Here is a 25964-nt window from a genome sequence, read left to right on the forward strand (position 1 = left end):
CGCTGTTAAAGGCGCCGCCCTTGCCAGCGATCAATGCCGATCACCAACAGCGCAATCAGCACAAACCCCAACAGAATCCCTCCAGCATTGACGAACACCTGTGGATAACCCAGCAGCGCCACGTCAATGAACGGATAGGCGTAAGCCCCCAGCAGATGCCCGCGCAACAGCGCATAGGCGAAGTACACCAGCGGATAGATCAGCCACAGCGGCAGGTGCTTCAGACGCAAGCTGCCCTTCGGCATGCAAAACCACCAGTAAGCCAGGAACAGCAGCGGCATCACGTCGTGGAGCAATTCGTCGGCGATAAACTGCCAGCCCTGCGGATGCCACAGATGCCGCAGCAAAAGGCTGTAGGCCAGGCCCACCACGGCAATGCTCACGGCAATCCCGCTGCTGACCCAGGGTTGCAGAAACCAGCGGCGCGCAGCGGATTCGCGATCCGTCACCGCGCAGGTCAGCACCACCGCCACCAGGGTGTTGGTGATCACGGTGAAGTAACTGAAGAAACTCACCAGCCCGCCCAGCAGACTGGCGCCGACGCTCAGACGGGCGAAGAAAATCAGGTACAGCTGAATTCCCAACCCGGCCCAGCCCAGCACCGCGGCCGAAGTGATGAGGCGTCGCCGCCGCACGGCGTTCATCTCAGAGCGGGCGCTTGGTGCGCATCAGCTTCACGTACAGGCGTTCGACTTTTTCCCGTGCCCATGGCGTCTTGCGCAAAAAGGTCAGGCTCGACTTGATGGTCGGATCGCTCTTGAAGCAACGGATGTCGATGCGCTCGGCCAGGCCCGACCATTCGTAGTGGGTCACCAGTGCATTGAGGATCTGTTCGAGGGTTACGCCGTGCAGCGGATCGGGGTTGTGGTCGTTCATGCCGGGCCTTTGGGCGAAGTGAAAATGCAGAAGCCGCGCACCTTAGCCGAGGGGCTGTGCCGGTGGAAGGCCTTCCTTCAAATGTAGGTGAACCGTGCAAGATCGCAGGCTCGATCAACCCCGGCAATGTGATCGATTGCCGCACTGTTACCGAATCCGAAAGGGTTCATGTCTGCAAAAGCACTTTGTGTTTTTGTAACGGGACATTATCCTGCCGCCCTTCTGCTGAATCGCTTCACTGCCTGCGTCAAATCGTAGCGGTCAGCCCATCCCCCCAAAAAGATCAAGAAAGACCCATTTCATGCCTGATTTTCCGTTCTCCCGAGACAGCGCTATCTCAACCCTGCGCCTGATCGGCGGCTGCACCGCCCTTGGCCTCGTCACCTGCACCCAGGCCGCTCCGGCCTTCGACAGTGAATCACCGTATATGCTCGGTGACTGGAACGGCACCCGCAGCGAACTCTCGGCCAAAGGCATCGACTTCAAGCTCGACTACACCGGCGAAATGGGCAGCAACCTGCACGGCGGCTATGACCACGACCGCACCGCACGCTACAGCGATCAATGGGGTCTGGGTACGCATCTGGACCTGCAAAAACTGCTCGGCTGGAGTGACGCCGAATTCCAGTTGACCGTGACCAAGCGCAGCGGCAACAACATCAGCAACGACCGCATCAACGACCCGCGCGTCGGTGGGTTCACTTCCGCCCAGGAAGTCTGGGGCCGTGGCCAGACCACCCGCCTGACGCAGATGTGGTACCAGCAGAAATTCTTCGACCAGAAGCTCGACATCAAGGTCGGCCGCTTCGGTGAAGGCGAAGACTTCAACAGCTTCCCGTGCGACTTCCAGAACCTGGCGTTCTGCGGCTCGCAGGTCGGCAACTGGGTCGGTGGCATCTGGTACAACTGGCCGGTCAGCCAATGGGCACTGCGCGTCAAATATCACCTGACGCCAGAGCTGTACGCACAGGTCGGCGCCTACGAGCAGAACCCGTCGAACCTCGATCGCGGCAACGGCTTCAAACTCAGCGGCAGCGGCACCCAGGGCGCGATCCTGCCGGTCGAACTGGTGTGGACGCCGAAACTGAACGGCCTGCCGGGCGAATACCGCGCCGGTTACTACTACAGCAACGCCAAGGCCACTGACGCCTATAAAGACAGCAACGGCCAGCCGGCGGCCCTGAGCGGCGAGGCCTATCGCAGCGCCTCGAGCAAACACGGCGTGTGGCTCGGCGTGCAGCAGCAGATCACCAGCGTCGCCAGCGACAACTCCCGCGGCTTGAGCGTGTTTGCCAACGGCACGATGCACGACAAGAAGACCAACGCCGTCGACAACTACGTTCAGGCGGGCGTGGTCTACAAAGGCCTGTTCGACGCCCGCGCCAAGGACGACATCGGCTTTGCCCTGGCCCGCGTCCACGTCAACCCGGCCTACCGCAAGAACGCCGAAGCGACCAACCAGGCCCGCGCCGTCTACGACTACGACGATCCGTCCTACCTGCCGCCGCAGGACACCGAATACAGCGCCGAACTCTATTACGGCGTGCACGTCACCCACTGGCTGACCGTGCGCCCGAACCTGCAATACATCCGCCATCCGGGTGGTGTGGACAAGGTCGATGACGCGCTGATCGGCGGGATCAAGATCCAGTCGTCGTTCTGACCGGTACCCGCAGAAGATTCACTTAGCTGAACAAGTTTTATATGAACCATGCCCGCGCCCAATCGTCATCTACAGTGACTACAGCGCGGGACTACTTGAAACGTCACGGAGAACCACACTATGAGCACCGAAAGTGCTTCGAGTCGAGGCCGTCTGCTTCCGAGCCTGCTCGGCATTCTGCTTCTACTGATGGGCCTGGCCATGCTGGCCGGGGGAATCAAGCTGAGCACGCTCGGCGGCTCGCTGTACTACCTGCTGGCCGGTATCGGCATCACGCTGACCGGCATTCTGATGCTGATGCGTCGCCGCGCAGCACTGGGCCTGTACGCCATCGTGCTGTTCGCCAGCACCGTATGGGCGCTGTGGGAAGTCGGTCTGGACTGGTGGCAACTGGTGCCGCGTCTGGCACTGTGGTTTGTCCTCGGCTTCGTGATGCTGCTGCCGTGGTTCCGTCGTCCGCTGCTGCTCAACGGTCCTGCACCGATGGGCACCGGCGGCCTGACCGTGGCCGTGATTCTGGCCGGCGTCACCGCTCTGGCCAGCCTGTTCACCCACCCGGGCGAAACCTTTGGCGAACTGGGTCGCGACACCGCCGACACCACCAGCACCGCGCCAGCCATGCCCGATGGCGACTGGCAGGCCTATGGCCGCAGCGAATTCGGTGACCGTTACTCGCCACTGAAGCAGATCACCCCGGCCAACGTCGGCAAGCTGCAGGAAGCCTGGCGCATCCAGACCGGCGACCTGCCGACTGCTGATGACCCGGTCGAGCTCACCAACGAAAACACCCCGCTGAAAGCCAACGGCATGCTCTATGCCTGCACCGCTCACAGCAAAGTGCTGGCGCTGGACCCGGACACCGGCAAGGAACTGTGGCGCTTCGACCCGCAGATCAAAAGCCCGGTCGGCTTCAAGGGCTTCGCCCACATGACCTGCCGTGGCGTGTCGTACTACGACGAAGCCGCGTACGCCAAGTCTGCAACCGCCGCCTCCGCCGTCATCTCCGAGGCCGGCAAAGCCGTCGCTCAGGCGTGCCCGCGTCGCCTGTACCTGCCGACTGCCGATGCCCGCCTGATCGCACTGAACGCCGACACCGGCAAGATCTGCGAAGGCTTCGGCAACAAAGGCGTGGTTGACCTGACCCAGGGCATCGGCCCGTTCACCCCGGGTGGCTACTACTCCACCTCGCCAGCCGCGATCACTCGTGATCTGGTGATCATGGGTGGCCACGTGACCGACAACGAATCGACCAACGAGCCGTCCGGCGTGATCCGCGCCTACGACGTGCGCGACGGTCATCTGGTATGGAACTGGGACAGCAACAACCCGGACGCCACCGAACCGTTGGCCCCGGGCCAGATCTACAGCCGCAACTCGGCGAACATGTGGTCGCTGGCCAGTGTTGATGAAAAACTCAACATGGTTTACCTGCCACTGGGCAACCAGACTCCAGACCAGTGGGGCGCCGACCGCACCCCGGGCGCCGAGAAATTCAGCGCCGGCGTCGTCGCCCTGGACCTGAGCACCGGTAAAGTGCGCTGGAACTACCAGTTCACCCACCACGACCTGTGGGACATGGACGTTGGCAGCCAGCCAACCCTGCTGGACATGAAAACCGCCGACGGCATCAAGCCTGCGCTGATCGCCCCGACCAAACAGGGCAGCCTGTACGTCCTCGACCGTCGTGACGGCACGCCGATCATCCCGATCAAGGAAATCCCGGTTCCGCAAGGCGCCGTGAAAGGCGACCACACCGCACCGACCCAGGCCCGTTCGGACCTGAACCTGCTGGCCCCGGAATTGACCGAAAAAGCCATGTGGGGCGCCAGCCCGTTCGACCAGATGCTGTGCCGCATCCAGTTCAAGGAACTGCGCTACGAAGGCCAATACACGCCTCCGTCGGAACAGGGCAGCCTGATCTATCCGGGTAACGTCGGCGTGTTCAACTGGGGCGGTGTTTCTGTCGACCCGGTTCGCCAGATGCTGTTCACCAGCCCGAACTACATGGCCTTCGTCTCGAAAATGGTGCCACGCGAAAAAGTCGCGGCCGGCAGCAAACGCGAGAGCGAAACCGCTGGCGTGCAACCAAACACCGGCGCGCCTTATGCGGTGATCATGCACCCGTTCATGTCGCCACTCGGCGTACCGTGCCAGGCCCCGGCCTGGGGCTACGTCGCCGGTATCGACCTGACCACCGGCAAAGTCGTCTGGAAACGCAAGAACGGCACCAGCCGCGACAGCTCGCCAATCCCGATCGGCTTCACCCTGGGTGTGCCAAGCATGGGCGGCTCGATCGTCACCGCTGGCGGCGTCGGCTTCCTCAGCGGCACCCTCGACCAGTACCTGCGTGCTTACGACGTGAACTCTGGTAAAGAACTGTGGAAATCGCGTCTGCCTGCGGGCGGCCAAGCGACCCCGATGACCTACACCGGCAAGGACGGCAAGCAATACGTCCTGCTCGTGGTGGGTGGTCACGGCTCGCTGGGCACCAAGATGGGTGACTATGTGATTGCGTACAAACTGCCGGAATAAGTTGTAACGGCAGTAAAGAAAAAGGCGATGCCCTGTGAGGGGTGTCGCCTTTTTTTGTGGGCTGCGTTTTTACACGGGGTGTGTATGTCCTACAGACAGGGTGTTTGGTGGGGATGTTTCTGACATGTTGCGTCGGTTGTCGCTCGGAAATGGGGTGGATAGGCTTTCGAGGTCGCTGCAAATTCAGCGAACGGGCTTGGTCGTCCGGGTTTAGAATGGCGCACGTTTCAGCATGCTTAATGGCGAACTGTGCGTGGGAGGGCTAACGGCCCTGCCGGGTATCCATTCCCTGGTCGACCAACCTGCGTACGGTTCGCCACCCTATTGCTTGGTCGCAATGCGCGGCGAACTCCACATTTTGAATGGAGTTCCACCATGAAAAAGCCAACACCCAATCCCCCCGAATCAAACGACGCATCGCCCTACGAATCGCCAGACTCAAAAAAACTCCACGACGCTGCCGAGCGCGCGCTCGACCACTACCTGAAACCCAACACCACCACCCTGCGCTTCCATAAACCCAGCACCATGTTCCAGGTCGCACCCGATCAGGACAGTGAAAGCCTGCTGGTCCACGCCTGCGAATCACTGGCACAGGCCAGCCTCATGACCAGTGACATCGCCTCACACATCGACCTCCCGCAGCGGCGGACAATCCTGGCCATTCAGCAAATCATCATGCTGGCTGAGCTGGCGGTGAATCGGGTGCTGGATAACGTCGAAGTACATCGTTACCCAACACACAGCTAAGCTGCCCTGACGAAACCGACCTGCCAGCGACAGACTGCATTCGCTGGCAGATCGATTGGGACGCAGAGCGTCCCGGGCTGCATTCCCACGCAGAGCGTGGGAACGATCAAAGCAAAAGCAATCCGCTTTTCGCCACTCACCACGATGAGCGTTAGCTCAAGTACCGCTTTTGACTTGCCGGCCCCTTCGGCAGGCTGAGTGGAGGGATTTATCCGGGGGAGGGAGCGCAGCGACCGTTCGACGAAGTCGAACACATCGAGAGGAGGTGCAGCGAAGCAAACCGGAGGCGATGCCCCCGGATGAATGCCGGAACGAAGGAACCCCGAGCCTCAGCGAGGGGCCGAACGCCGGGGCCCAGACCTTTGGTTCCTTTGGGGCGTTTGCCAAAGGGACTCGCCGTAAGGGCGAAACCGCCAGCCGCAGCACCCGAAGCAACGGATATTCACCCAAAACACCCAGAGCATGGTCGGCCCAAAGGCCGCCAAGCCCAAAGCCCAATCCCTGTCAAAACCCTGAACACACAACCAGAAACACCCACCCCCATTGAAACCACCAAAACCCTGCCCCATCTAACACCCATACCCCATTGCGCAGGTGCCCCATGAGCGACCAGCAAGAATTCCCCGAGAACCCCGACGACATCACCGAAACCGACGCCGAACACATCGAACACCACGTCCCCGGCAAAGGCCTCGCCCTGCCCGGCCAGAACCTGCCGGACAAGGTCTACATCATCCCGATCCACAACCGCCCGTTCTTCCCGGCCCAGGTCCTGCCGGTCATCGTCAACGAAGAACCCTGGGCCGAAACCCTCGAACTGGTCAGCAAATCCGACCACCACTCCCTGGCCCTGTTCTTCATGGACACGCCCCAGGAAGATCCGCGCCACTTCGACACCAAGGCGTTGCCGCAATACGGCACCCTGGTCAAGGTGCACCACGCCAGCCGTGAAAACGGCAAACTGCAATTCGTCGCCCAGGGCCTGAGCCGCGTCCGCATCAAGACCTGGCTCAAACACCATCGCCCGCCGTATCTGGTGGAAGTCGAATACCCGCACCAGCCCACCGAGCCGACCGACGAGGTCAAGGCCTATGGCATGGCGCTGATCAACGCGATCAAGGAACTGCTGCCGCTCAACCCGCTGTACAGCGAAGAGCTGAAGAACTACCTCAACCGCTTCAGCCCCAACGACCCGTCGCCGCTGACCGACTTCGCCGCCGCCCTCACTTCGGCCACCGGCCCTGAATTGCAGGAAGTGCTCGACTGCGTGCCGATGCTCAAACGCATGGAAAAAGTCCTGCCGATGCTGCGCAAGGAAGTCGAAGTCGCGCGCCTGCAAAAAGAAATCTCCGCCGAAGTGAACCGCAAGATCGGCGAGCACCAGCGCGAGTTCTTCCTTAAAGAACAGCTCAAGGTCATCCAGCAGGAGCTCGGCCTGACCAAGGACGACCGCAGCGCCGACCTCGAACAGTTCGAGCAGCGCCTGGAGGGCAAGGTCCTGCCAACGCAGGTGCAGAAGCGCCTCGAAGAAGAGATGAACAAACTGTCGATCCTCGAAACCGGATCGCCGGAGTACGCGGTCACCCGCAACTACCTCGACTGGGCGACCTCGGTGCCGTGGGGCGTGTACGGCGAGGACAAACTCGACCTCAAGCACGCGCGCAAGGTGCTGGACAAACACCACGCCGGCCTCGACGACATCAAGGACCGCATCCTCGAATTCCTCGCGGTCGGAGCCTATAAAGGCGAGATCAGCGGTTCCATCGTGCTGCTGGTCGGCCCGCCAGGCGTGGGTAAAACCAGCGTCGGCAAGTCCATTGCCGAATCCCTCGGCCGGCCGTTCTACCGCTTCAGCCTCGGCGGCATGCGCGACGAAGCCGAGATCAAGGGCCATCGCCGCACCTACATCGGCGCGCAGCCGGGCAAACTCGTCCAGGCGTTGAAAGACGTCGAAGTGATGAACCCGGTGATCATGCTCGACGAGATCGACAAGATGGGCCAGAGCTACCAGGGCGACCCGGCCTCGGCGCTGCTGGAAACCCTCGACCCGGAACAGAACGTCGAATTCCTCGACCACTACCTCGATCTGCGGATGGACCTGTCGAAAGTCCTGTTCGTCTGCACCGCCAACACCCTGGATTCGATTCCCGGCCCGTTGCTGGACCGGATGGAAGTGATTCGCCTGTCGGGCTACATCACCGAAGAAAAAGTCGCCATCGCCAAGCGCCACCTGTGGCCGAAACTGCTGGAAAAGGCCGGCGTGTCCAAGGGCAGCCTGAGCATCAGCGACACGGCGCTCAAGGCCTTGATCGACGGCTACGCCCGTGAAGCCGGCGTGCGCCAGCTGGAAAAACAGATGGGCAAACTGGTGCGCAAAGCGGTGATGAAGCTGATTGATGACCCGAAAGCGGTGATCAAGATCGGGCCGAAAGACCTCGAAGCGTCCCTCGGCCATCCGGTGTTCCGCAACGAGCAGGTGCTGTCCGGCACCGGCGTGATCACCGGCCTCGCCTGGACCAGCATGGGCGGCGCGACCTTGCCTATCGAGGCCACGCGGATTCATACCCTGAACCGAGGTTTCAAGCTCACCGGACAACTGGGCGATGTGATGAAGGAGTCGGCGGAGATCGCCTACAGCTACGTCAGTTCGCACCTCAAATCCTTCGGTGGCGATCCGAAATTCTTCGACGAGGCTTTCGTCCACCTGCACGTGCCGGAAGGCGCAACACCGAAGGACGGCCCGAGCGCCGGCGTGACCATGGCCAGTGCCCTGCTCTCGCTCGCCCGTAATCAGCCGCCGAAAAAAGGCGTGGCCATGACCGGTGAACTGACGCTGACCGGGCATGTACTGCCGATTGGCGGGGTACGTGAGAAGGTGATTGCGGCGCGGCGGCAGAAGATTTTCGAGCTGATTCTGCCGGAGCCGAATAGGGGTAACTTTGAGGAACTGCCGGATTACCTGAAGGAAGGGATCACCGTGCATTTCGCCAAGAAGTTTGCGGATGTGGCGAAGGTGCTTTTCTAACTTTCCCCTGCTGATCGTTCCCACGCTCTGCGTGGGAACGATCACAGAATGACGCCAAGCTTGGCGTTGTCACACTTTGTCTCATCTTCAGTTATGCTCGCCGTTCGTCGCCAACGCCGGAGCCGCTGAGCCTATGTCCCCCACTCGCCTGTTTGTCCCTCTGTCCCTCGCCCTGCTGGCCGCCTGCGCCACGCAACCGAAAACCAACGTGACCGTGGAAAAACAGAGCGAATGCCCGGTGCGGCTGACCAACGGCCAGAACCTGACCGTCATGCTCCCGAGCAACCCCACTACCGGTTACCGCTGGGCCATTCAAGACTCGGCCGGCGGCGTGCTGCATGCGCTAAGCCCTGAGGTTTACAGCAGTCCAAAAGATTCCGGCATGGTCGGCGCGGGCGGTTTCTCCACCTGGCGATTCCAGGCCTTTGCTCCCGGCACCGGGCGCTTGCGCCTGACGTCGCAGCAACCCTGGGAGCCTGAAGTCGAGCCGGTGGAAACCTTTGACTGCGCGATCTCGGTGAACTGATCGTGGGCTGGCTGATCCTCGCGCTGATGGGCGCAGCGACCTTTCTCTATGGCGTCAGCACCCACGCGGCGCTGCTTTGCCTGCTGGTCAAACCGTTGCCGGTACTGGCCCTGCTCGGCTGGCTGCACGATGCGCCGCCCAGCGACTATCGCCGCTGGATCAGCCTCGGCCTGATTTTCTCTTTGCTCGGTGATGTGCTGCTGGCGTGGCCAGGAGATCTGTTCGTGTTTGGCTTGGGGGCGTTTCTGGTCGCGCATCTGGCGTATCTCAAGGCTTACCTCAGCGATTGCCGGCGTCTGGCCCTGCTCCCGTTGATTCTGGCACTCAGCGTCGGCGCCGTACTGTTGGGCATCCTGATTTCCAGCGGACTCGGTCCGTTGACCGTGCCGGTGATCGTTTACGGCACAGCCATCAGCGCCATGCTCTGGCGCGCACTGGCCCGACTCGGCAGCGGCGTACCGCAACGTTCGGCATTACTGGCGGCCGGCGGTGCGGTGGCGTTCGTCTTCTCCGACAGCGTGATCGGCATCAATCGGTTTGTCTCACCGTTCAATGCGGCGCCCTACATCATCATCCTCAGTTACTGGCTGGGGCAGTGGGGGATAGCGGCGTCGGCGTTTCACGTGGGAAAAACCGAAAAAACGCTATAACCGTTTCGAGATTGATTGCCAAATCGAATCAATGACTGTCATTTCTGACAGTTAGATTGCCCGTCCGAAGAACATACAGTTGCTCGAAGCGGCATGCCATGGTGGCTTGTCGCATTATCGAGATACTCAACATGAATAACGCAAATCCTAAGTCCGCCGGCACCTTCAGCCTGGCCGTTGATGACAACAGTCCTGTCGACTTCCAACTCGTCTCTGCGTTCGAAGAATCGGACCACATCAGAATCACGGGAGAACGGGAAGAATGGGAAGAACAAGTCAAACGCATGGAATTCCATCTCGCGAAGACCATCACCGGCGGCCGCTATGAGTTGAATTCGCCGGAAGTGAAGCTCGTGGAAGCCGTATCGGACTGGGTAAATACCAGATACCTGGTGAAATCACTGACTCTCGTCATCAATGCGGATCACGCGAGCCGCCACATTGTTGGTGAGTACCAATTCACGGCAGATGAAATTGATTCCAACGGCTCCGGTATCGGCATCACGGGCAAGGGAAATTTCAATATCAACTACTCCTGAGTCCACCCGCCCACGGTTTATCAGACAACCCGCGCATCTGCGCGCCAGTTTGGCTAAAATGCCGGCCTTTTCATCGACACCGCCGGAACCGCCGTGAGCAAAGAACCCGATCGCATTTTCGCCCAGCCGATGGCCCAGGTGCCTGACTTCGCCTTCAACGAAGACGTGGTGCGGGTGTTCCCGGACATGATCAAGCGCTCGGTGCCGGGTTACCCGACCATCGTCGAGAACCTCGGCGTGCTGGCGGCGCAGTTCGCTCAGCCGAACAGCGTGCTCTACGACCTCGGCGCTTCGCTGGGTGCCGTGACTCAGGCCTTGCGCCGACATGTGCGCACCGACGGTTGCCGGGTGATCGCGGTGGATAACTCGGCGGCGATGGTCGAGCGCTGCCGCGAGTACCTCAACGGTCAGGATTCGATGTTCCAGGAGTTGCTGCCGGTCGAGGTGATTGAAGGCGATATCCTCGCCCTCGACTTCAAACCGGCTTCGGTGGTGGCGCTGAACTTCACCCTGCAATTCATCGCCCCGGAGCAGCGTACGGCGTTGCTGTCGCGCATTCGCCAATCGTTGCTGCCGGGCGGCGCGCTGATCCTGTCGGAGAAGCTGCGCTTCAACGATGCCGAAGAACACGCGCTGCTGACCGACCTGCACGTCGCGTTCAAACGCGCCAACGGCTACAGCGAACTGGAAATCGCCCAGAAGCGCAGCGCCATCGAAAACGTCATGAAACCCGACAGCCTCGAAGAACACCGCGAGCGCCTGCTGGCCGCCGGGTTCTCGAAAGTCGTGCCGTGGTTCCAGTGTCTTAACTTTGCCTCGTTGATTGCCTTGCCATGATTGATCTGTCCCCCCTCGCCCGCCGTCTGGCCGGCACGCCGCTGGCCGAATGGGCCAACACCCTGCAAGCGCAGCTCGACAAGAAAATGGAGAAAGGTCACGGCGATCTGGAGCGCTGGCAAAGTGCGCTGGACGCCTTGCCGAAGATCCAGCCGACCGAAGTCGACCTGCTCGATGGCCTGAAGCTGGACACCGATTGCGACGACGAAACCCGCGCGCAGATGCGCACCGCGCTGATGGGCCTGTCGCCGTGGCGCAAGGGGCCGTTCGATCTGTTCGGCGTGCACGTCGACACCGAATGGCGTTCGGACTGGAAGTGGTCGCGGGTCTCTCCGCATCTGGATCTGAAGGGCAAACGCATCCTCGATGTCGGTTGCGGTAACGGCTATTACATGTGGCGCATGCTCGGTGCCGGCGCCGACAGCGTGATCGGCGTCGATCCGAATTGGCTGTTCTTCTGCCAGTTCCAGGCGGTGCAGCGTTATCTGTCAGAGCCGAATGCCTGGCACTTGCCGTTCCCGTTTGAAGACCTGCCACCGAACCTTGAAGGCTTCGACACGGTGTTTTCCATGGGCGTGTTCTATCACCGTCGTTCGCCGATCGAGCATTTGCTGGCGCTGAAGGATTGCCTGGTCAAGGGTGGCGAGCTGGTGCTGGAAACGCTGGTGGTCGAAGGCGACAAGCATCAGGTGCTGGTGCCGGAAGACCGTTATGCGCAGATGCGCAACGTGTGGTTCCTGCCGTCGGTGCCGGCGCTGGAATTGTGGCTGCGTCGTGCCGGGTTTACGGATGTGAAATGCGTGGACGTGAGCACCACCACTGTTGAAGAGCAGCGCGGGACCGAATGGATGAAGTATCAGTCGCTGAGCGATTTCCTTGATCCGGAAGATCACAGCAAGACGATCGAAGGGTTGCCGGCGCCGATGCGGGCGGTGATTGTCGCGAAGAAGTAAATCTTCCGAACACTAAAAAACTGTGGGAGTGGGCATGCTCGCTCCCACAGGTGTTTTTTCAGTCTGCCGGTTTCGCGCGTCGCGCCCTGAAGAACTCGGTCAGCACGGCGCCACACTCTTCCGCCAACACCCCGCCTTCATACAGCACTCGATGGTTGAGAAAGCCCTGAGTGAAGAACTGCCCCTGGCTCTGCACAATCCCGGCCTTGGGCTCCAGCGCGCCGTACACCACCCGCGCAATCCGCGAATGCACGATCAACCCGGCGCACATGCTGCACGGCTCCAGGGTCACATAAAGAGTGCTGCCCGGCAGGCGATAGTTGCTGACTGCCTGAGCGGCGGCACGGATAGCAACCATCTCCGCATGCGCGCTCGGATCGCTCCCCGTGATCGGGCAGTTGAAGCCGCGACCGATGATCTCGCCGTCCTGCACCAGCACCGCGCCCACCGGCACTTCGCCGAGGGCCGCGCCTTGTGCCGCCAACGCCAATGCTTCACGCATGAAGTCGCGGTCACGGCTGCGGTCGATGATCGCCGCGGGGCGAATCTGGCGCATCACTTCACCTCGATGGCGGCCATCAGGCCGGTTTCCATGTGGTCGATCACGTGGCAGTGGAACATCCATACCCCCGGGTTATCCGCCACCAGCGCCACTTGCGCGCGCTCGTTCTTGCCCAGCAGATAAGTGTCGGTGAAGTACGGCACGATCTTGTGTCGGTTCGACGCAATCACCTTGAAGCTCATGCCGTGCAGGTGGATCGGGTGCTGGTACTGGGTCATGTTCTTCAATTCGAAAATATAGCTCTGGCCCAGTTTCAGGCTGGCAATCGGCCGGTCGGCGCAAGTCTTGTCGGTGATGTCCCAGGCCTTGCCGTTGATCTGCCACAGGCTCGGCGGCTTACCGTTGTCGACATTCACCGACACCGAACCGACCCATTCGAAATTGAAGTTGAGTTTCTCGGCATTGGCCAGGTCCGGCTCGGCGACCGGGTTGGCGGGTAATGCCTTCGGCCATTCGGTCGGCGCGTCATTGTTGACTACCGAACGCAGAGTGCCCAGACGCACCGGGCCGTTGCGCAGCGACAATTCCTCGCCGGCCGGCGGCGCCTTGATCGCCAGGCAAATGCGCATGCCCGGGCCGAGCCAGTATTCCTTGCCCAACGGCCGCGGCTCGACCGGGTTGCCGTCCAGCGCATAGATCTGCGCTTCGACACCGGGAATATTGATGCGATAAGTCAGGGTGTTGTCGAGATTGAGCAGGCGCACGCGGGTGATCTGCCCGGCCGGCAGCTCGATGACCGGCGCAGGCACACCGTTGATGGTCGACAGTCGCCCCGCCGTACCGCCACGGGCCGCTTCGCGAGGAATGCTGAACTCGACAAAGTTGCCCTCGTCGTCGATGTGCCAGTTTTTCAGGCTCAGGGTTTTTTCGTATTTGAATCCGGTCGGCTCGCGCTCCTCGACGATCAACGGCCCGACCAGCCCGCGACCGAGTTCTTCGCTGCTGCTGACGTGCGGGTGATACCAGTAGCTGCCAGCATCCGGCACACGGAATTTGTAATCGAAGTATTCACCCGGCAGCACCGGCAATTGCGAAACGTACGGCACGCCGTCCATCTCCAGCGGCAGGCGGATGCCGTGCCAGTGAATGGTGGTCGCCACCGGCAGATGGTTGATGAAGCGCACCCGCAACCACTCGCCCTGACGCACGCGCAACTCGGTGCCCGGCGCCGACGGGCCGAACGCCCAGGCTTCGGTCTTGTGCCCTGGCACCAGCTCGACGTCCAGTGGCGCAGCGATCAGCTCATAGTCATGCCCCGCGTCGGCATCGGCCATCTTGCCCAGCCAGTAACGCGACGCTCCCCCCGCTCCAACGCCAACGACAACAAGACCGGCCAGGCCACCGAGGATTTGGCGACGGGTAAAGGACATGAACTCAACTACCTCACGTATCTGCGGCGGGCCCGCAGGCCAGTAAAGGGCGAATACGATACACCTGCAATTGCGAAACAGTAAGGGTGACCCGGGGCCGCACCGGGCGAAAAATCACTTGCGGAGCGAACTGGCAATGCTCCGATAGGGGGGGTTGAAGTACGTACAAAATAGTGGCACTTTGACCACAACCCTTCATTGGATCCAAATAAAAACACAAGGACTGTGCATGCCTGCATACCCGGGATGGCTCGACAGGGTAATCGACCAAGTGGTCAACGACCCAATTAACGACGACTGTCGAACCACAGCCAATACGTATTTGGGATGGCCGCGAGACACGGTTTTTTTTGAAGTCATTAAGGGTGGGCAAGCTGACTTCGATGCTCCTCAAAAAGAACTCGCAGGCCCGGACAAAGCTCTTTTGTATGCAAAGTACAACCAAAGTCGACATCTGGATGAACTCAGATCCGCTTTCGACCAGCTCTTCAAAACCTCGGTTTTAAGCAACCGCCCGACGGTAGTCGATCTCGGCTGCGGCCCATTTACTGCGGGCCTATCTCTGGCTTCAGTGCTGGGACCAGAAAAGATGTTCCGTTATTACGGCGTGGATCGGTATGAATCCATGCTCTCGCTGGGAAACCAGATGGCAGAGGCCACAAAGGCCCAAGGCGCCCTGCACCCTCAAACGTACCTTCAGTTCACCGACAATCTGTCGAATATCGACTTCGGAGCCGTGCGAGGTGAACTCACTATCTTCGTTGCGTCGTACCTGCTTGCCAGCCCAACTCTGGATCCGGAGGAATTGGTTGCTGACATCCTTGCCGCTCACAAGCGCGTAGGTCCTGGTCCATGCGCGGTGCTCTATACCAACAGCTCAAGCCCAAAAGCCCGAGAAAAATTCCCTGCCTTCAATGACTCCCTGATCGCTGGAGGTTTTCAGTCCTTTAGCGAGAAAGTCGAGCGGTTTGAGCTCACGCGTAACCCTAAAGATCTTCATTACGCCCTCTTTTTCAAGAGTGCGACACACTAAACATGCAGAGATAAACGTTCATGAAACTCCCGCTGTTAGATGATTTGATCGACGAACAGATGCAGATTTACGATGCGCCGCCGGATAAAAACCTGTTCGTCCTGGGGCCTCCGGGTTCGGGAAAAACCACGATGGCCGTTCACCGCACTCAATATTTGAGAACTTTGAAACGCCGTGCGGTGTTGATTACCAAAAACAGGATGCTCGCTGCGCTTGCTGCCCAGCTAGGTAGCGGATCGACTACCAGCACAATGAATACGTTTTTTACCAGAGACTTCTTCAATCGATTCAATTTCCGCGCCCCCCAACCGGTCAAACGATTTCACTACGACTGGCCGGCGGTGATGGAGCAATACGAAGCTGCGAAGGTCGAGCCGACACTTGACCACCTGATCATTGACGAAGGCCAAAATCTGCCTGCTGATTTCTATGCATGGGCCGTGCGCTATGGCGCAAAGAACGTCACTGTTTTTGCCGACGAAGATCAGACTACGGACAATCAGCGAGCCTCTATTCAAGATATTCGCAATGCACCCATGCCTGAGCCGATCCGACTGAAGGAGAACCATCGCAACACCGAAGAAATCGCCTGGGTCGCTGAGCATTTCCATCATCGCGCCAATACATTGCCACCTGGCATTATCCGTCGCGGGCGAGGTGGTTCAGTGCCGCGCCTCGAACCCATTTCCAATTGGGCAGATGCGGTAAATCTGATCGCCAATGGCTACCGCAACCGAGGTGGCACAATTGGTGTGATCGTACATAAAGTCAGGGACGCGCAAGAACTGCAATCGCAACTACGTGCCTCCTTGCCCCCCGATACAAGGATCGATGTATATACCCACGAATCGCCCAAAGGCAGCGAGCATCAAATCAAGTTGATGGCGCCCGGAATCACTGTTCTGACGAGCCTCGCAGTGATTGGCCTTGAATTCGACACCGTCTACTTGCAAGATCTCTTTCGCTCAACTCCGGAAAGAACCACCGATGAGCAAAGACGCCTGTACATGCTCTGTGCACGAGCACGGGATCACCTCACCATTTTCAACGGTCTGCCTCCTTTGACTCAGCAGCAACTATCCCGATTACCCGCTCCGAACCTTCTGAACAGATGATTGCGAAGCCGCAGGCGCCAATGACAACGATGCCATTGTTCCTTGAAAGCGAGCAGGACGACGCTTGCCCTGTTGAAAGTCAGCCTCCCAGAAAAGGATTCGCTCTCTCGCTCGACCACCGGGCCTGGCTGAGTTTTCTGGCCGACGAATGGTGCATGCCTGCAAACGAAAAAGCCCTGTATCTGGGTGTAAACCAACCATTGGAGCTCAAGCTTCCAGAGGACCGAATCGCCGTTACCGCCTGGTTCGATCCAGATCGGCTTCCCCAGATAAAGGTATTGAGATACCGCAATAGATCCTGGGCCAACGGTTCATTCGATCTGAAGATAGACAAGAAAATCTGTTGGCCCAGCGCTCTGCCTTTGTTCGCAGTCAGTCAATTTAGCGTGAAGTCTGAATCAGACAGAGAACGCTTGATTGCTATGGTGCATAGCTTCTCGAACCTTGCGTTGCCAAAACAGCCGATTTTCGTTGTGGACGAAGTCACCCAGGCTTTTAATCCTCCCAAGAAATCACCAAGCACGCCTGTATTCCCACCAGATCGATGGAATGCATTACGAGGCGCCGCAACAATGGCGGTTTGGGCTATTCCCACCATAGAGCCGTGGCTGGATATTCTCTGCAGCTCATTGTCAGAACAACAGCCCTCTGAACTTCTTGGTTTCCTTGATGCACCATGGCTCGCTTATTTACCATGGCATCAGCCTTCTGAGCCAACAGTTACGACACCGGCAATCGCCTTGTGGCGCGCCATGGTTGAGACATTTTCCGAAGTCAATGTACGAGAGGCATGGCGCCCTTCGGAACTGCTCGAAACCATATGCGACAAAGCCCGATGCGCAGCCATTGAACCTGGCGCGCTGGACGAACTGCTTCTGCAAACGAGCGCGATTCTGGAAGACAAACAGATCGTGCAAAAAGAAAGAGGCGACTACGATCCGGTAGGCTTGGTGCTACAGCTGATTCTGTTGCGCCCAAAACCTGACCAGTTCATCACCTGGAAAAACGATATGCCCGCCTTACCCCCTGCTATCTGGTGGTCGGGTGCCATACTGAGCGGGCTGGTCACAGGTTATCGAAATCTTGAGCTGCGTTTCAGAGGACTTACTGAATCAAGTCGACTTCTAGCCTTGATCACGTGGCAACTGAGATCTACCCAAAAGGCTCCTGCTCCTCAATGGCCTGGGAATCCGCTCGGTGCACTGAGTTGGAAAAATGCTCAGGGTCAAATCGAATTCTTGAACTGCGATATAACCTGGGCTGAACGTCCGTTAGGCAAGCGTGGAACCTGGTTTAACGCAAGCTTCGAAAACCCTGCGGTTCTGGAAAAAGCTATCGAGATTGCTCGAAGTCTCTTACCCAGCGCCATTCGCCCTACTTTGCGAATCCGAAATAGCACTATTCAACTATCGGGTCCTGGGACCATTGAAATTGATCAAAGCGCCCGTCAACTCAATGTAACGGGCGATCTCTATTTCGATCTGGCCGAGGGTGCCGAACAAGTCGATCGATTTGACTCAGGCATTTTCAAAAAATGGTTGGCAACTGGAAGTATTGCGCAAAAGCTTCCTCCCCCACCACGCGAAATGGTTGCCCCAGAGATAGTGACCGAGCCACTCGCACCGAAAGGTCTTAAGGTTATGCGTGATTTCATAACCAAAGAAGAAGAAATTCGCTTGCTGGAGTGGGTTGAGCTGGGTGATTGGTTATCTGACTTGAAACGTAGAGTCCAGCACTATGGATGGAAATATAATTACAAGCTCCGCAAGGTTGACTCTGCCTCATACCTAGGGCCTTTACCAACGTGGGCACAAACTTTGGGGCAGCGCTTATTCGACCTCGGCATGGTGAAAGAATTACCCGATCAAGTGATCGTTAATGAGTACGTAGGAAACCAGGGAATTAGTAAACACATTGATTGCCCCGACTGTTTTCGCGGTCCTATTGTGACCATCAGTCTATGCGAAACATGGCAAATGATTTTCAGATCAGGCAACGATAAATTTGAGACTCGTCTTGCTCAACGAAGTGCAGTTTCAATGGATGGACCAGCCCGATATGAATGGTCACATGAAATACCACAGCGCAAAAACGAGCAGGACAGCGTACGAGGACGCCGAATTTCGTTAACGTTCAGAAAAGTTAATAGAGAACCACCAACCAACGTTAACTAACTCGACAAACATTCACTTTAAAAACCTCCTGATCTTTTGATCTGGAGGTTTTTTATTAACGAAGGCTTTAGAAAATCAAGCCTCGATAGGGATCAGGCACTTCACCGCCTTTGTAGGCACACTTGGCCAATAACTCTGCCAATCGTCAGGGCCATGGACGAGCGTTTTGTCTCTCATCAGTCCCTATTTCTCTAGTGAAGCAGCTTGTTACCGTTGGAGTGCGAAGCAACCTGACAAAAAGCGAAAACCTTACGTAGAATGCCGGCGTGGCTATGGAACACCTTCCTTCTAAACCCTATGAACTAGGGGTTCCGCTCTCCACACCGCGCCTGCTCCCAGCAGGCGTTTTCATATCAGCTGTAGGCACGATGCTGCAGCTCGCTCATGACGGCGACACAGGGAGAAAATCAAGCATGAATCAGGAGCTGTTCCTGCGTCGCCGTAGCAAAGTTCACGTCCCGATGGGCACTGGCGGTGCCACGCGCGCTCAGGTCGCGTCGGCTGTCCGGGAAATCGCGGCGTTCCGGTGCGTACTGTCAGAGCCTCTGATTGAACAAATCGGCCTGTTGTCAGCGAAAGAACTCAAGCTCTGGTTGCGTGACATTGTCGGAGTTCTTCGGCGCAGGAGTGGCGCTCACGTGCACCACCGGCCGTTTTATCCTGACTTTCCAGAACAGGTTCTGACGGCCTCGGAGGCCGAGTTGTACCTTAACGCCGTCATGCATTACCTCACGCTTCGACGCTTACCAGCGACTGAAGAATCCCGGCCTCCATTGCTTGAAGGCAAGTTAGTACCTTGGGTTATCGAACCGGGAAGCATCCCTGAGTTCGAGTCACTGTTCGAGCCGCTGGTTTCATCACGCACATCGCTTTCCGAAGAAGAAGCTGCCGATGTCATCTGGTTTATCCGCCAGTACAAAAGTGATGTGTTCCGCCTGCTGCCTGAGGTCGTCCCCTTCCGGGAGATCCGGGCACAGGTTGGCGGCGCACTGCTCTTGCATGTCGCTGGCGATGTACGGGTGGATGCATTCCTGGAGCAAAACGTCGAAACGGCGACTGACGTATTGCGACTCGCGGTCGCGTTGAACGGAGGAGACGTGTCACTGGCGACTGCTACTACACGTTTCAAAGCGATGAAGCGCTCGATGCGTCGTCTGCTGTTGAGTCTGCTCGATCGAATACCCAACGCTACAGAAGACGTGATGCGGCAAGCCGAGCGGTGGAAACGCCTGGCTGAAGTACTACATCCGGGCGACTACGCCGATAAGTACCCAAGTGCGCTGGCCGCCATCACGGCGGCGCGTCGCAACGAAGCGCCTGACTCATTTGGTTCTCGTGTCGAAACACTGTTTGCCCTGCGTGATATTGCCGAGCTTGTGCCCGTGCTACAGAGCCGTCCCGGTGAGTTCGCACGACGGCTGGACGCAATGCTACGACGCGCTACGGAAACAGAGTCGGTCCTTGACGCATTCGAGGCTGTTGCGGCACAAGTGTCCTCACCTGTCCTGCTGCAGTTGCTGGCCCAGTCACGTGCACCGCGCCCCCTGCCCCTTAGGGCGTTCACACCGAAAGGTTCATTCGCGAAAGTCTATGGCATCAAGGATGACCGAGAGCCTATCGCACCCGAGGTGCTGGCTCGTGCAGCCCGAATCTGCGAGGACGCTCTAGTAACGCGTTTTGCGACACTACCGCCATTGGGTCGCTGTTACATCGATCCGGAATTGCGCGAATACAGGGTACCGTTGGCACAACGCGCTTCATCGAAGTCGCTACGTACACTGGTGCGGGGCAGTCGCCTGCCTATGCCTGACACCCGTTTCATTCGCCTTTTCCTGTGGTGGAAAAACGGTCGCTCACGCACGGACATCGATTTGTCCGCCGCATTTTTCGATGCCAACTTCGTGTTCAGAGAAACGGTTGCGTACTACAACCTGAGAGATTACGGCGGCTGCCACAGCGGCGACATCGTCGACGCGCCCGAAGGGGCTTCGGAGTTCATCGACCTCGACCTTGACGTCCTCGTCGAGAAGGGGATCCGTTATGTCGTCACGTCCATCAACTCGTACACCCAGCAGCCGTACTGCGATCTTCCAGAATGCTTCGCTGGCTGGATGGCTCGCGCCGATACGGCATCGGGTGAAGTATTCGAGCCGCGAACCGTGTTCGATCGTATCGATATCGCATCCGACACACAGATCTGTCTGCCATTTGTGATGGATTTGCAGGAGCGACGGGTGATCTGGGCCGACCTGGGACTGACCGCAGCTCCTCGATGGAACAATGTCGGGAACAACCTCAGTGGGGTATCGTTGATGCTACGGGCTTTGGTGCATACACCGCGACCTGATCTGGAGACACTGTTCGATTTGCATGTACGAGCACGAGGCGAACGAGTGGCTTCGCCGCTGCAGGCACAGGCGGTGTTTGCGCCTGATCGAGGGATAACGCCGTTCGATACGGATTTGATTCGGTCACAGTTTCTCTAATACCTGCGCCTGCCTTTGCGTTCATTGAGAAACTCTGCCTCGGCACTTTCCGCCCAAAAACAAAAATGCCAGTCAGCTTAACTGACTGGCATTTTCTATAACCCCTTTTGCGCCTCTGCGAATCCAACCTTGAATTCTAGAGGGCGCAGCGCGGGATCACTCCCACTCAATGGTCGCCGGCGGCTTGCTCGACACGTCATAAGTAACGCGCGAAATGCCTTCGATTTCATTGATGATGCGGCCGGAAACGGTTTCCAGCAGTTCGTAAGGCAGGTGTGCCCAACGCGCGGTCATGAAGTCGATGGTTTCCACGGCACGCAGGGCCACGACCCAGGCGTAACGACGGCCGTCACCGACAACACCAACCGACTTGACCGGCTGGAACACTACGAACGCCTGGCTGACCTTGTGGTACCAGTCGGCCTTGCGCAGTTCTTCGATGAAGATGTGGTCGGCGCGACGCAGCAGGTCGGCGTATTCCTTCTTCACTTCACCGAGGATCCGCACGCCCAGGCCCGGGCCCGGGAACGGGTGACGATAGACCATGTCGTACGGCAGGCCCAGTTCCAGGCCCAGACGACGCACTTCGTCCTTGAACAGTTCGCGCAGTGGCTCGACCAGTTTCAGGTTCATCTCTTCCGGCAGGCCGCCCACGTTGTGGTGCGACTTGATCACGTGAGCCTTGCCGCTTTTCGCGCCAGCCGACTCGATCACGTCCGGGTAGATGGTGCCCTGGGCCAGGTACTTGATGTTGTCCAGCTTGCAGGATTCGGCATCGAACACGTCGATGAAGGTACGGCCGATGATCTTGCGCTTCTTCTCTGGATCGGCTTCGCCGGCCAGGTTGTTCAGGAACTGGTCTTCAGCGTTGGCGCGGATCACCTTGACGCCCATGTTCTCGGCAAACATGGCCATCACTTGCTCGCCTTCATGCAGACGCAGCAGGCCGTTGTCGACGAATACGCAAGTCAGTTGATCGCCGATGGCCTTGTGCAGCAGCGCCGCAACCACCGAAGAGTCCACACCGCCGGACAGACCCAGCAGCACGTTGTCGGTACCGACCTGTGCGCGGATGTTGGCGATGGCGTCTTCGGCAATCTTCGACGGGGTCCACAGCGCTTCGCAACCGCAGATGTCGAGGATGAAGCGCGACAGGATGCGACCGCCCTGCTTGGTGTGGGTCACTTCCGGGTGGAACTGCACGCCGTAATAAGCGCGCTCGTCGTTGAACATGCCGGCGATCGGGCAGCTCGGGGTGCTGGCCAGGATGTGGAAGTCTTCCGGCATCTTGGTGACCTTGTCACCGTGGCTCATCCACACGTCGAGGCCGAACAGGCCGTCGGCGTCGATGTGGTCTTCGATGCCGTCGAGCAGGCGGCTCTTGCCGACCACGTCAACGCGGGCATAACCGAACTCACGCAGCTCGGAACCTTCAACCTTGCCACCCAGTTGCTCGGCCATGGTCTGCATGCCGTAGCAGATACCGAAGACCGGTACGCCCAGGTCGAACACCGCTTGCGGGCAGCGCGGGCTGTTGGCTTCGTGCACGGACTCGGGGCCGCCGGCGAGGATCACGCCTTTTGGCGCGAATTGGCGAATGGCTTCCTCGTCCATGTCGAACGGATGCAGTTCGCAGTACACGCCGATCTCGCGCACGCGGCGGGCGATCAGTTGGGTGTACTGCGAACCGAAGTCGAGGATCAGGATGCGGTGAGCGTGAATGTCGAGGGCCATGATTCAGTCTCGTCTAAGTAATTCAGAAACAGTCTTGATTCAGAAACGACTCGGGGCTGAATAAAACAGCCCCGGTCATTTAACGTTTTGCTTGAAGCCTCAACCTACACGGTAGTTTGGCGCTTCTTTGGTGATCTGCACGTCGTGAACGTGGGATTCGGCCATGCCGGCACCGGTGATCCGCACGAACTCAGGCTTGGTGCGCATTTCTTCGATGTTGGCGCTGCCGGTGTAACCCATCGAGGAACGCAGACCGCCCATCAACTGGTGAATGATCGCGCTCAGGGTGCCCTTGTAAGGAACACGGCCTTCGATGCCTTCCGGAACAAGTTTCTCGGCGCCTGCCGAGGAGTCCTGGAAGTAACGGTCGGAAGAGCCTTGAGCCTGGGACATGGCGCCCAGCGAACCCATGCCGCGATAAGCCTTGTACGAACGGCCCTGGAACAGTTCGATCTCGCCCGGCGCTTCTTCGGTACCGGCGAACATCGAGCCCATCATCACGCAGGAAGCACCGGCAACGATGGCCTTGGACAGGTCACCGGAGAAACGGATGCCGCCGTCGGCGATCAACGGAACGCCAGTGCCTTCGAGGGCAGCGGCAACGTTGGCGATGGCACTGATTTGCGGAACGCCGACACCGGCGACGATACGGGTGGTGCAGATCGAGCCAGGGCCGATACCGACCTTGACGGCGTCGGCGCCGGCTTCGGCCAGGGCCTTGGCGGCTGCGCCGGTGGCGATGTTGCCGCCGATCACCTGCACTTCAGGGAAATTCTCCTTGACCCAGCGAACGCGGTCGATCACGCCTTTGGAGTGACCGTGAGCGGTGTCGACCACCACTACGTCCACACCGGCATTGACCAGCGCGGCAACGCGGTCACCGGTGTCTTTACCGGTACCGACCGCAGCGCCGACACGCAGACGACCTTGATCGTCCTTGCTGGCCAGCGGGTAAGCCTTGGCTTTTTCGATGTCTTTGACGGTCATCATGCCTTTGAGGGCAAACTTGTCGTCGACGATCAGGACTTTTTCCAGACGGTGCTTGTGCAGCAACTCGCGGACTTCGTTCTTGTTGGCGCCTTCGCGAACAGTGACCAGACGCTCTTTCGGCGTCATCACTTCACGAACGGTGGCTTCCAGACGGGTTTCGAAACGCACGTCACGGGAAGTGACGATGCCGACCAGGTCGCCATCGTGCAGCACCGGAACGCCGGAAATGTTGTGCATGCGGGTCAGTTCGAACAGATCACGTACCGTGGCGTCAGCCTCGATGGTGATTGGGTCCTTGACCACACCGGCTTCGAACTTCTTGACCTTGCGGACTTCGGCAGCTTGCTGCTCGATGGTCATGTTCTTGTGGATAATGCCGATGCCACCTTCCTGAGCCATGGCGATTGCCAGACGGGCTTCAGTAACGGTGTCCATGGCGGCAGAAACCAGAGGAATATTCAGTTCGATGCCACGGGTGAGGCGGGTCTTGAGACTGACTTCGTTAGGAAGCACCTCGGAATAACCAGGCACTAAAAGAATGTCGTCGAAGGTCAGAGCTTCTTGGCTGATACGCAGCATCGCGGGGGCTCCCGAGCGGGAAAATGGAAGCGCGCCATTATAGTCAGACACCCCTTCGGGTTCAATGTAAAACTTGTCTTATATCAATGTTGCTGATGTACGGGAAAAGCGGCCCCTACAACTCGACCTTGACCCAGCTCACCGGTTGATCAAGCCAGTCGGCGAATTCGTCGATGAAACTCTGCTTGAACCCCGCCTCCAGCCAGTTGTTGAAGATGAAACCGAGGTTGGAAAACCCGCACTCCTGCAAATACAGAAAACCGTTGATGTCATCTTCATGCCCGCATTCAGGGCAGGTGAAATTGTCGGTACGGCCCGGCATCCAGTCTTCCAGGCTTTCGAACAGCGCTTCGCCGATTTCCTGGCGACACTCGGCACAACCGGCTTCTTCGAGAAAGCCCTTGGCCGGGGTGTAGATGCAGCGCTTGGTGACGACCTCCAGACCATTGATCGGCTCACCGAACGGCAGCGCCTCGGGGTGCAGCACCACCGCGCGGGCGCCATCGGCGATGGCGTAGGCCATGCGATTGCCGGTGCGCCCACAGGTGCTCAGTTCTTCCTTGACGATATTCTTGCGCACCAGCCAGCGCAGGATCGCCCGGGCCCGGGGTTCGTGCACCGGCAGGTTGGAGATTTTCGGGACGATGATGCTTTGGGAATTCATGGTGCAAGCCTGCTGCGTCAAAGGATGTTCTGCGACGAACGCGGCCGGCAGCTTAATCCCTGAGACAATCCGGTCAAGTGCTTAAATAGCGGCCGATCAGCGCCAGACCGCTCGCCAGCACCAACCAGGTCACCAGTCGCACGAAGGCCTCGCGGGACAAGCGCATGGTCAGCCGCCGTCCAATCCACAGTCCCAGCGCCATGGCCGGCAACAGACACAACGCGAGCATCAACAAGGGTAGCTCGGCATACACCCCGGCGATGGCGAACAGGCTCAAACGCACCACCGTGCTGCAACTGATCAGCGCACTTTGCGTGGCCCGGGCCGCGTCCTTGGGCAGTCGGCTGTTGAGGTAGATCGCATAAAGAAAGCCGCCACTGCCGAACAACGCCCCGAACAGCCCGCCCACCGTGCCCATCGGCAACGCCCACATCGCGGACAATTGCGCCGGCCGGGCCTTGATCCACAAGCTGTAAACCGCGTAGGCACTGATGAACAGCCCCATCAACAGCAACAACAGGTCGGACTTGAGGTTAAGCAGGAAAATCACCCCCAGCGTGCACCCCACCGCCATGCACGGCAGCAGCCGCAGCAATTCCGGTTTCGCCACATCACGCCGCGACGGCAGCAGATTGCCGAACGCAGCGACGAAATCCAGCAGCACCAGCAACGGCACGATCTTCGACAACGGCATGAACAGAATCAGGATCGGCCCCGCCACCAGCGCCGTGCCGAAACCGGCAATGCCGAACACGATGTAGGCCAGCGCGATCGCCAGTCCGATCACCACCCACCCCTGCACGCCCCACGACCATTCGCTCAACAACCCCGCCACACTCATTCGCTCGCTTCCTATATAAGCCTGCGATGACTTTAGCCAGCGCCGAGGGTTGCGACTAATATCAT

The 25964-nt window shown here is 58.9% G+C and carries 21 protein-coding genes; 13 read left to right on the forward strand and 8 right to left on the reverse strand.

Annotated features, from left to right (window positions below; genetic code table 11):
- Positions 1-5 precede the first annotated feature (5 nt).
- On the reverse strand, positions 6-644 hold the full coding sequence (locus tag IF199_RS24340; RefSeq protein ID WP_192558912.1) for a Pr6Pr family membrane protein: 639 nt from the start codon (positions 642-644) through the stop codon (positions 6-8).
- A 1-nt stretch (position 645) separates the two neighbouring features.
- Complete coding sequence (locus tag IF199_RS24345) at positions 646-876, reverse strand: VF530 family protein (protein ID WP_007956650.1); 231 nt, start codon at positions 874-876, stop codon at positions 646-648.
- A gap of 301 nt (positions 877-1177) precedes the next feature.
- Here IF199_RS24345 and IF199_RS24350 point away from each other — a divergent pair, with 301 nt between their 5' ends.
- The 9 genes from IF199_RS24350 to cmoB all read left to right on the forward strand — a co-directional run bounded on the left by IF199_RS24350 (position 1178) and on the right by cmoB (position 12351).
- Entirely contained in the window at positions 1178-2539 is a 1362-nt protein-coding gene (locus IF199_RS24350; RefSeq protein ID WP_192558913.1) for a carbohydrate porin, read from the forward strand.
- 120 nt (positions 2540-2659) lie between these two features.
- A complete protein-coding gene (locus tag IF199_RS24355; protein WP_192558914.1) occupies positions 2660-5071 on the forward strand; it encodes a glucose/quinate/shikimate family membrane-bound PQQ-dependent dehydrogenase in 2412 nt (803 codons plus the stop codon).
- A gap of 375 nt (positions 5072-5446) precedes the next feature.
- A complete protein-coding gene (locus IF199_RS24360; RefSeq protein WP_192558915.1) occupies positions 5447-5821 on the forward strand; it encodes a DUF6124 family protein in 375 nt (124 codons plus the stop codon).
- A 601-nt stretch (positions 5822-6422) separates the two neighbouring features.
- Positions 6423-8846, forward strand: coding sequence for an endopeptidase La (gene lon, locus IF199_RS24365; RefSeq protein ID WP_244142412.1), 2424 nt, complete (start codon positions 6423-6425; stop codon positions 8844-8846).
- A 133-nt stretch (positions 8847-8979) separates the two neighbouring features.
- Positions 8980-9372: a protease inhibitor I42 family protein gene (locus IF199_RS24370; RefSeq protein WP_096818566.1), complete on the forward strand. Its 393-nt coding sequence runs from the start codon at positions 8980-8982 to the stop codon at positions 9370-9372.
- Positions 9373-9374: 2 nt separating this feature from the next.
- Positions 9375-10022 (forward strand): lysoplasmalogenase, encoded by a 648-nt coding sequence (locus IF199_RS24375; protein ID WP_192558916.1) that lies wholly within the window; start codon positions 9375-9377, stop codon positions 10020-10022.
- A gap of 131 nt (positions 10023-10153) precedes the next feature.
- Positions 10154-10561, forward strand: coding sequence for a hypothetical protein (locus IF199_RS24380; RefSeq protein WP_192558917.1), 408 nt, complete (start codon positions 10154-10156; stop codon positions 10559-10561).
- Positions 10562-10690: 129 nt separating this feature from the next.
- Positions 10691-11398: a carboxy-S-adenosyl-L-methionine synthase CmoA gene (gene cmoA / locus IF199_RS24385; protein ID WP_219737186.1), complete on the forward strand. Its 708-nt coding sequence runs from the start codon at positions 10691-10693 to the stop codon at positions 11396-11398.
- Positions 11395-12351: a tRNA 5-methoxyuridine(34)/uridine 5-oxyacetic acid(34) synthase CmoB gene (cmoB, locus tag IF199_RS24390; protein WP_102688181.1), complete on the forward strand. Its 957-nt coding sequence runs from the start codon at positions 11395-11397 to the stop codon at positions 12349-12351. The genes cmoA and cmoB overlap by 4 nt, the downstream gene beginning before the upstream one ends.
- Positions 12352-12409: 58 nt before the next feature.
- Here cmoB and tadA read toward each other — a convergent pair whose 3' ends face one another.
- A complete protein-coding gene (gene tadA / locus IF199_RS24395; RefSeq protein ID WP_096818572.1) occupies positions 12410-12907 on the reverse strand; it encodes a tRNA adenosine(34) deaminase TadA in 498 nt (165 codons plus the stop codon).
- The gene (locus IF199_RS24400) at positions 12907-14283 is read right to left on the reverse strand and encodes a multicopper oxidase family protein (protein ID WP_192558918.1); all 1377 of its coding nucleotides are present in this window, start codon (positions 14281-14283) and stop codon (positions 12907-12909) included. Before IF199_RS24400 ends, tadA begins: the two co-directional genes overlap by 1 nt.
- A gap of 229 nt (positions 14284-14512) precedes the next feature.
- Here IF199_RS24400 and IF199_RS24405 point away from each other — a divergent pair, with 229 nt between their 5' ends.
- From IF199_RS24405 to IF199_RS24420, 4 genes are all read left to right on the forward strand, one after another.
- Positions 14513-15316, forward strand: a complete 804-nt coding sequence (locus IF199_RS24405) for a small ribosomal subunit Rsm22 family protein (protein WP_192558919.1) — start codon at positions 14513-14515, stop codon at positions 15314-15316.
- 20 nt (positions 15317-15336) lie between these two features.
- Entirely contained in the window at positions 15337-16431 is a 1095-nt protein-coding gene (locus IF199_RS24410; protein WP_192558920.1) for an AAA family ATPase, read from the forward strand.
- A gap of 155 nt (positions 16432-16586) precedes the next feature.
- Positions 16587-18605, forward strand: a complete 2019-nt coding sequence (locus IF199_RS24415; protein ID WP_192558921.1) for an alpha-ketoglutarate-dependent dioxygenase AlkB — start codon at positions 16587-16589, stop codon at positions 18603-18605.
- A 413-nt stretch (positions 18606-19018) separates the two neighbouring features.
- On the forward strand, positions 19019-21091 hold the full coding sequence (locus IF199_RS24420; protein ID WP_192558922.1) for a TerD family protein: 2073 nt from the start codon (positions 19019-19021) through the stop codon (positions 21089-21091).
- Positions 21092-21247: 156 nt separating this feature from the next.
- Here IF199_RS24420 and guaA read toward each other — a convergent pair whose 3' ends face one another.
- The 4 genes from guaA to IF199_RS24440 form a co-directional block, all read right to left on the reverse strand.
- A complete protein-coding gene (gene guaA / locus IF199_RS24425) occupies positions 21248-22825 on the reverse strand; it encodes a glutamine-hydrolyzing GMP synthase (protein ID WP_096818575.1) in 1578 nt (525 codons plus the stop codon).
- A gap of 99 nt (positions 22826-22924) precedes the next feature.
- The gene (gene guaB / locus IF199_RS24430; protein WP_085709413.1) at positions 22925-24394 is read right to left on the reverse strand and encodes an IMP dehydrogenase; all 1470 of its coding nucleotides are present in this window, start codon (positions 24392-24394) and stop codon (positions 22925-22927) included.
- Between the two features lie 115 nt (positions 24395-24509).
- The gene (locus tag IF199_RS24435; protein ID WP_192558923.1) at positions 24510-25058 is read right to left on the reverse strand and encodes a sugar ABC transporter ATPase; all 549 of its coding nucleotides are present in this window, start codon (positions 25056-25058) and stop codon (positions 24510-24512) included.
- A 73-nt stretch (positions 25059-25131) separates the two neighbouring features.
- Positions 25132-25899, reverse strand: a complete 768-nt coding sequence (locus IF199_RS24440) for a sulfite exporter TauE/SafE family protein (RefSeq protein WP_096818578.1) — start codon at positions 25897-25899, stop codon at positions 25132-25134.
- Between the last annotated feature and the right edge of the window lie 65 nt (positions 25900-25964).

The sequence above is a fragment of the Pseudomonas allokribbensis genome (assembly GCF_014863605.1).
GTDB classification, from domain to species: domain Bacteria; phylum Pseudomonadota; class Gammaproteobacteria; order Pseudomonadales; family Pseudomonadaceae; genus Aquipseudomonas; species Aquipseudomonas allokribbensis.

What these genes read in the sequence shown, in the direction of transcription:
- guaA (WP_096818575.1), bottom strand. Translation starts at nt 22,825, where the DNA reads ATGGCCCTCGACATTCACGCTCACCGCATCCTGATCCTCGACTTCGGT.
- IF199_RS24435 (WP_192558923.1), bottom strand. Translation starts at nt 25,058, where the DNA reads ATGAATTCCCAAAGCATCATCGTCCCGAAAATCTCCAACCTGCCGGTG.
- IF199_RS24410 (WP_192558920.1), top strand. Translation starts at nt 15,337, where the DNA reads ATGAAACTCCCGCTGTTAGATGATTTGATCGACGAACAGATGCAGATT.
- IF199_RS24370 (WP_096818566.1), top strand. Translation starts at nt 8,980, where the DNA reads ATGTCCCCCACTCGCCTGTTTGTCCCTCTGTCCCTCGCCCTGCTGGCC.
- IF199_RS24380 (WP_192558917.1), top strand. Translation starts at nt 10,154, where the DNA reads ATGAATAACGCAAATCCTAAGTCCGCCGGCACCTTCAGCCTGGCCGTT.
- IF199_RS24350 (WP_192558913.1), top strand. Translation starts at nt 1,178, where the DNA reads ATGCCTGATTTTCCGTTCTCCCGAGACAGCGCTATCTCAACCCTGCGC.
- IF199_RS24420 (WP_192558922.1), top strand. Translation starts at nt 19,019, where the DNA reads ATGAATCAGGAGCTGTTCCTGCGTCGCCGTAGCAAAGTTCACGTCCCG.
- IF199_RS24440 (WP_096818578.1), bottom strand. Translation starts at nt 25,899, where the DNA reads ATGAGTGTGGCGGGGTTGTTGAGCGAATGGTCGTGGGGCGTGCAGGGG.
- guaB (WP_085709413.1), bottom strand. Translation starts at nt 24,394, where the DNA reads ATGCTGCGTATCAGCCAAGAAGCTCTGACCTTCGACGACATTCTTTTA.
- cmoB (WP_102688181.1), top strand. Translation starts at nt 11,395, where the DNA reads ATGATTGATCTGTCCCCCCTCGCCCGCCGTCTGGCCGGCACGCCGCTG.
- IF199_RS24400 (WP_192558918.1), bottom strand. Translation starts at nt 14,283, where the DNA reads ATGTCCTTTACCCGTCGCCAAATCCTCGGTGGCCTGGCCGGTCTTGTT.
- IF199_RS24415 (WP_192558921.1), top strand. Translation starts at nt 16,587, where the DNA reads ATGCCTGCAAACGAAAAAGCCCTGTATCTGGGTGTAAACCAACCATTG.
- IF199_RS24355 (WP_192558914.1), top strand. Translation starts at nt 2,660, where the DNA reads ATGAGCACCGAAAGTGCTTCGAGTCGAGGCCGTCTGCTTCCGAGCCTG.
- IF199_RS24345 (WP_007956650.1), bottom strand. Translation starts at nt 876, where the DNA reads ATGAACGACCACAACCCCGATCCGCTGCACGGCGTAACCCTCGAACAG.
- lon (WP_244142412.1), top strand. Translation starts at nt 6,423, where the DNA reads ATGAGCGACCAGCAAGAATTCCCCGAGAACCCCGACGACATCACCGAA.
- IF199_RS24340 (WP_192558912.1), bottom strand. Translation starts at nt 644, where the DNA reads ATGAACGCCGTGCGGCGGCGACGCCTCATCACTTCGGCCGCGGTGCTG.
- IF199_RS24360 (WP_192558915.1), top strand. Translation starts at nt 5,447, where the DNA reads ATGAAAAAGCCAACACCCAATCCCCCCGAATCAAACGACGCATCGCCC.
- cmoA (WP_219737186.1), top strand. Translation starts at nt 10,691, where the DNA reads ATGGCCCAGGTGCCTGACTTCGCCTTCAACGAAGACGTGGTGCGGGTG.
- IF199_RS24405 (WP_192558919.1), top strand. Translation starts at nt 14,513, where the DNA reads ATGCCTGCATACCCGGGATGGCTCGACAGGGTAATCGACCAAGTGGTC.
- tadA (WP_096818572.1), bottom strand. Translation starts at nt 12,907, where the DNA reads ATGCGCCAGATTCGCCCCGCGGCGATCATCGACCGCAGCCGTGACCGC.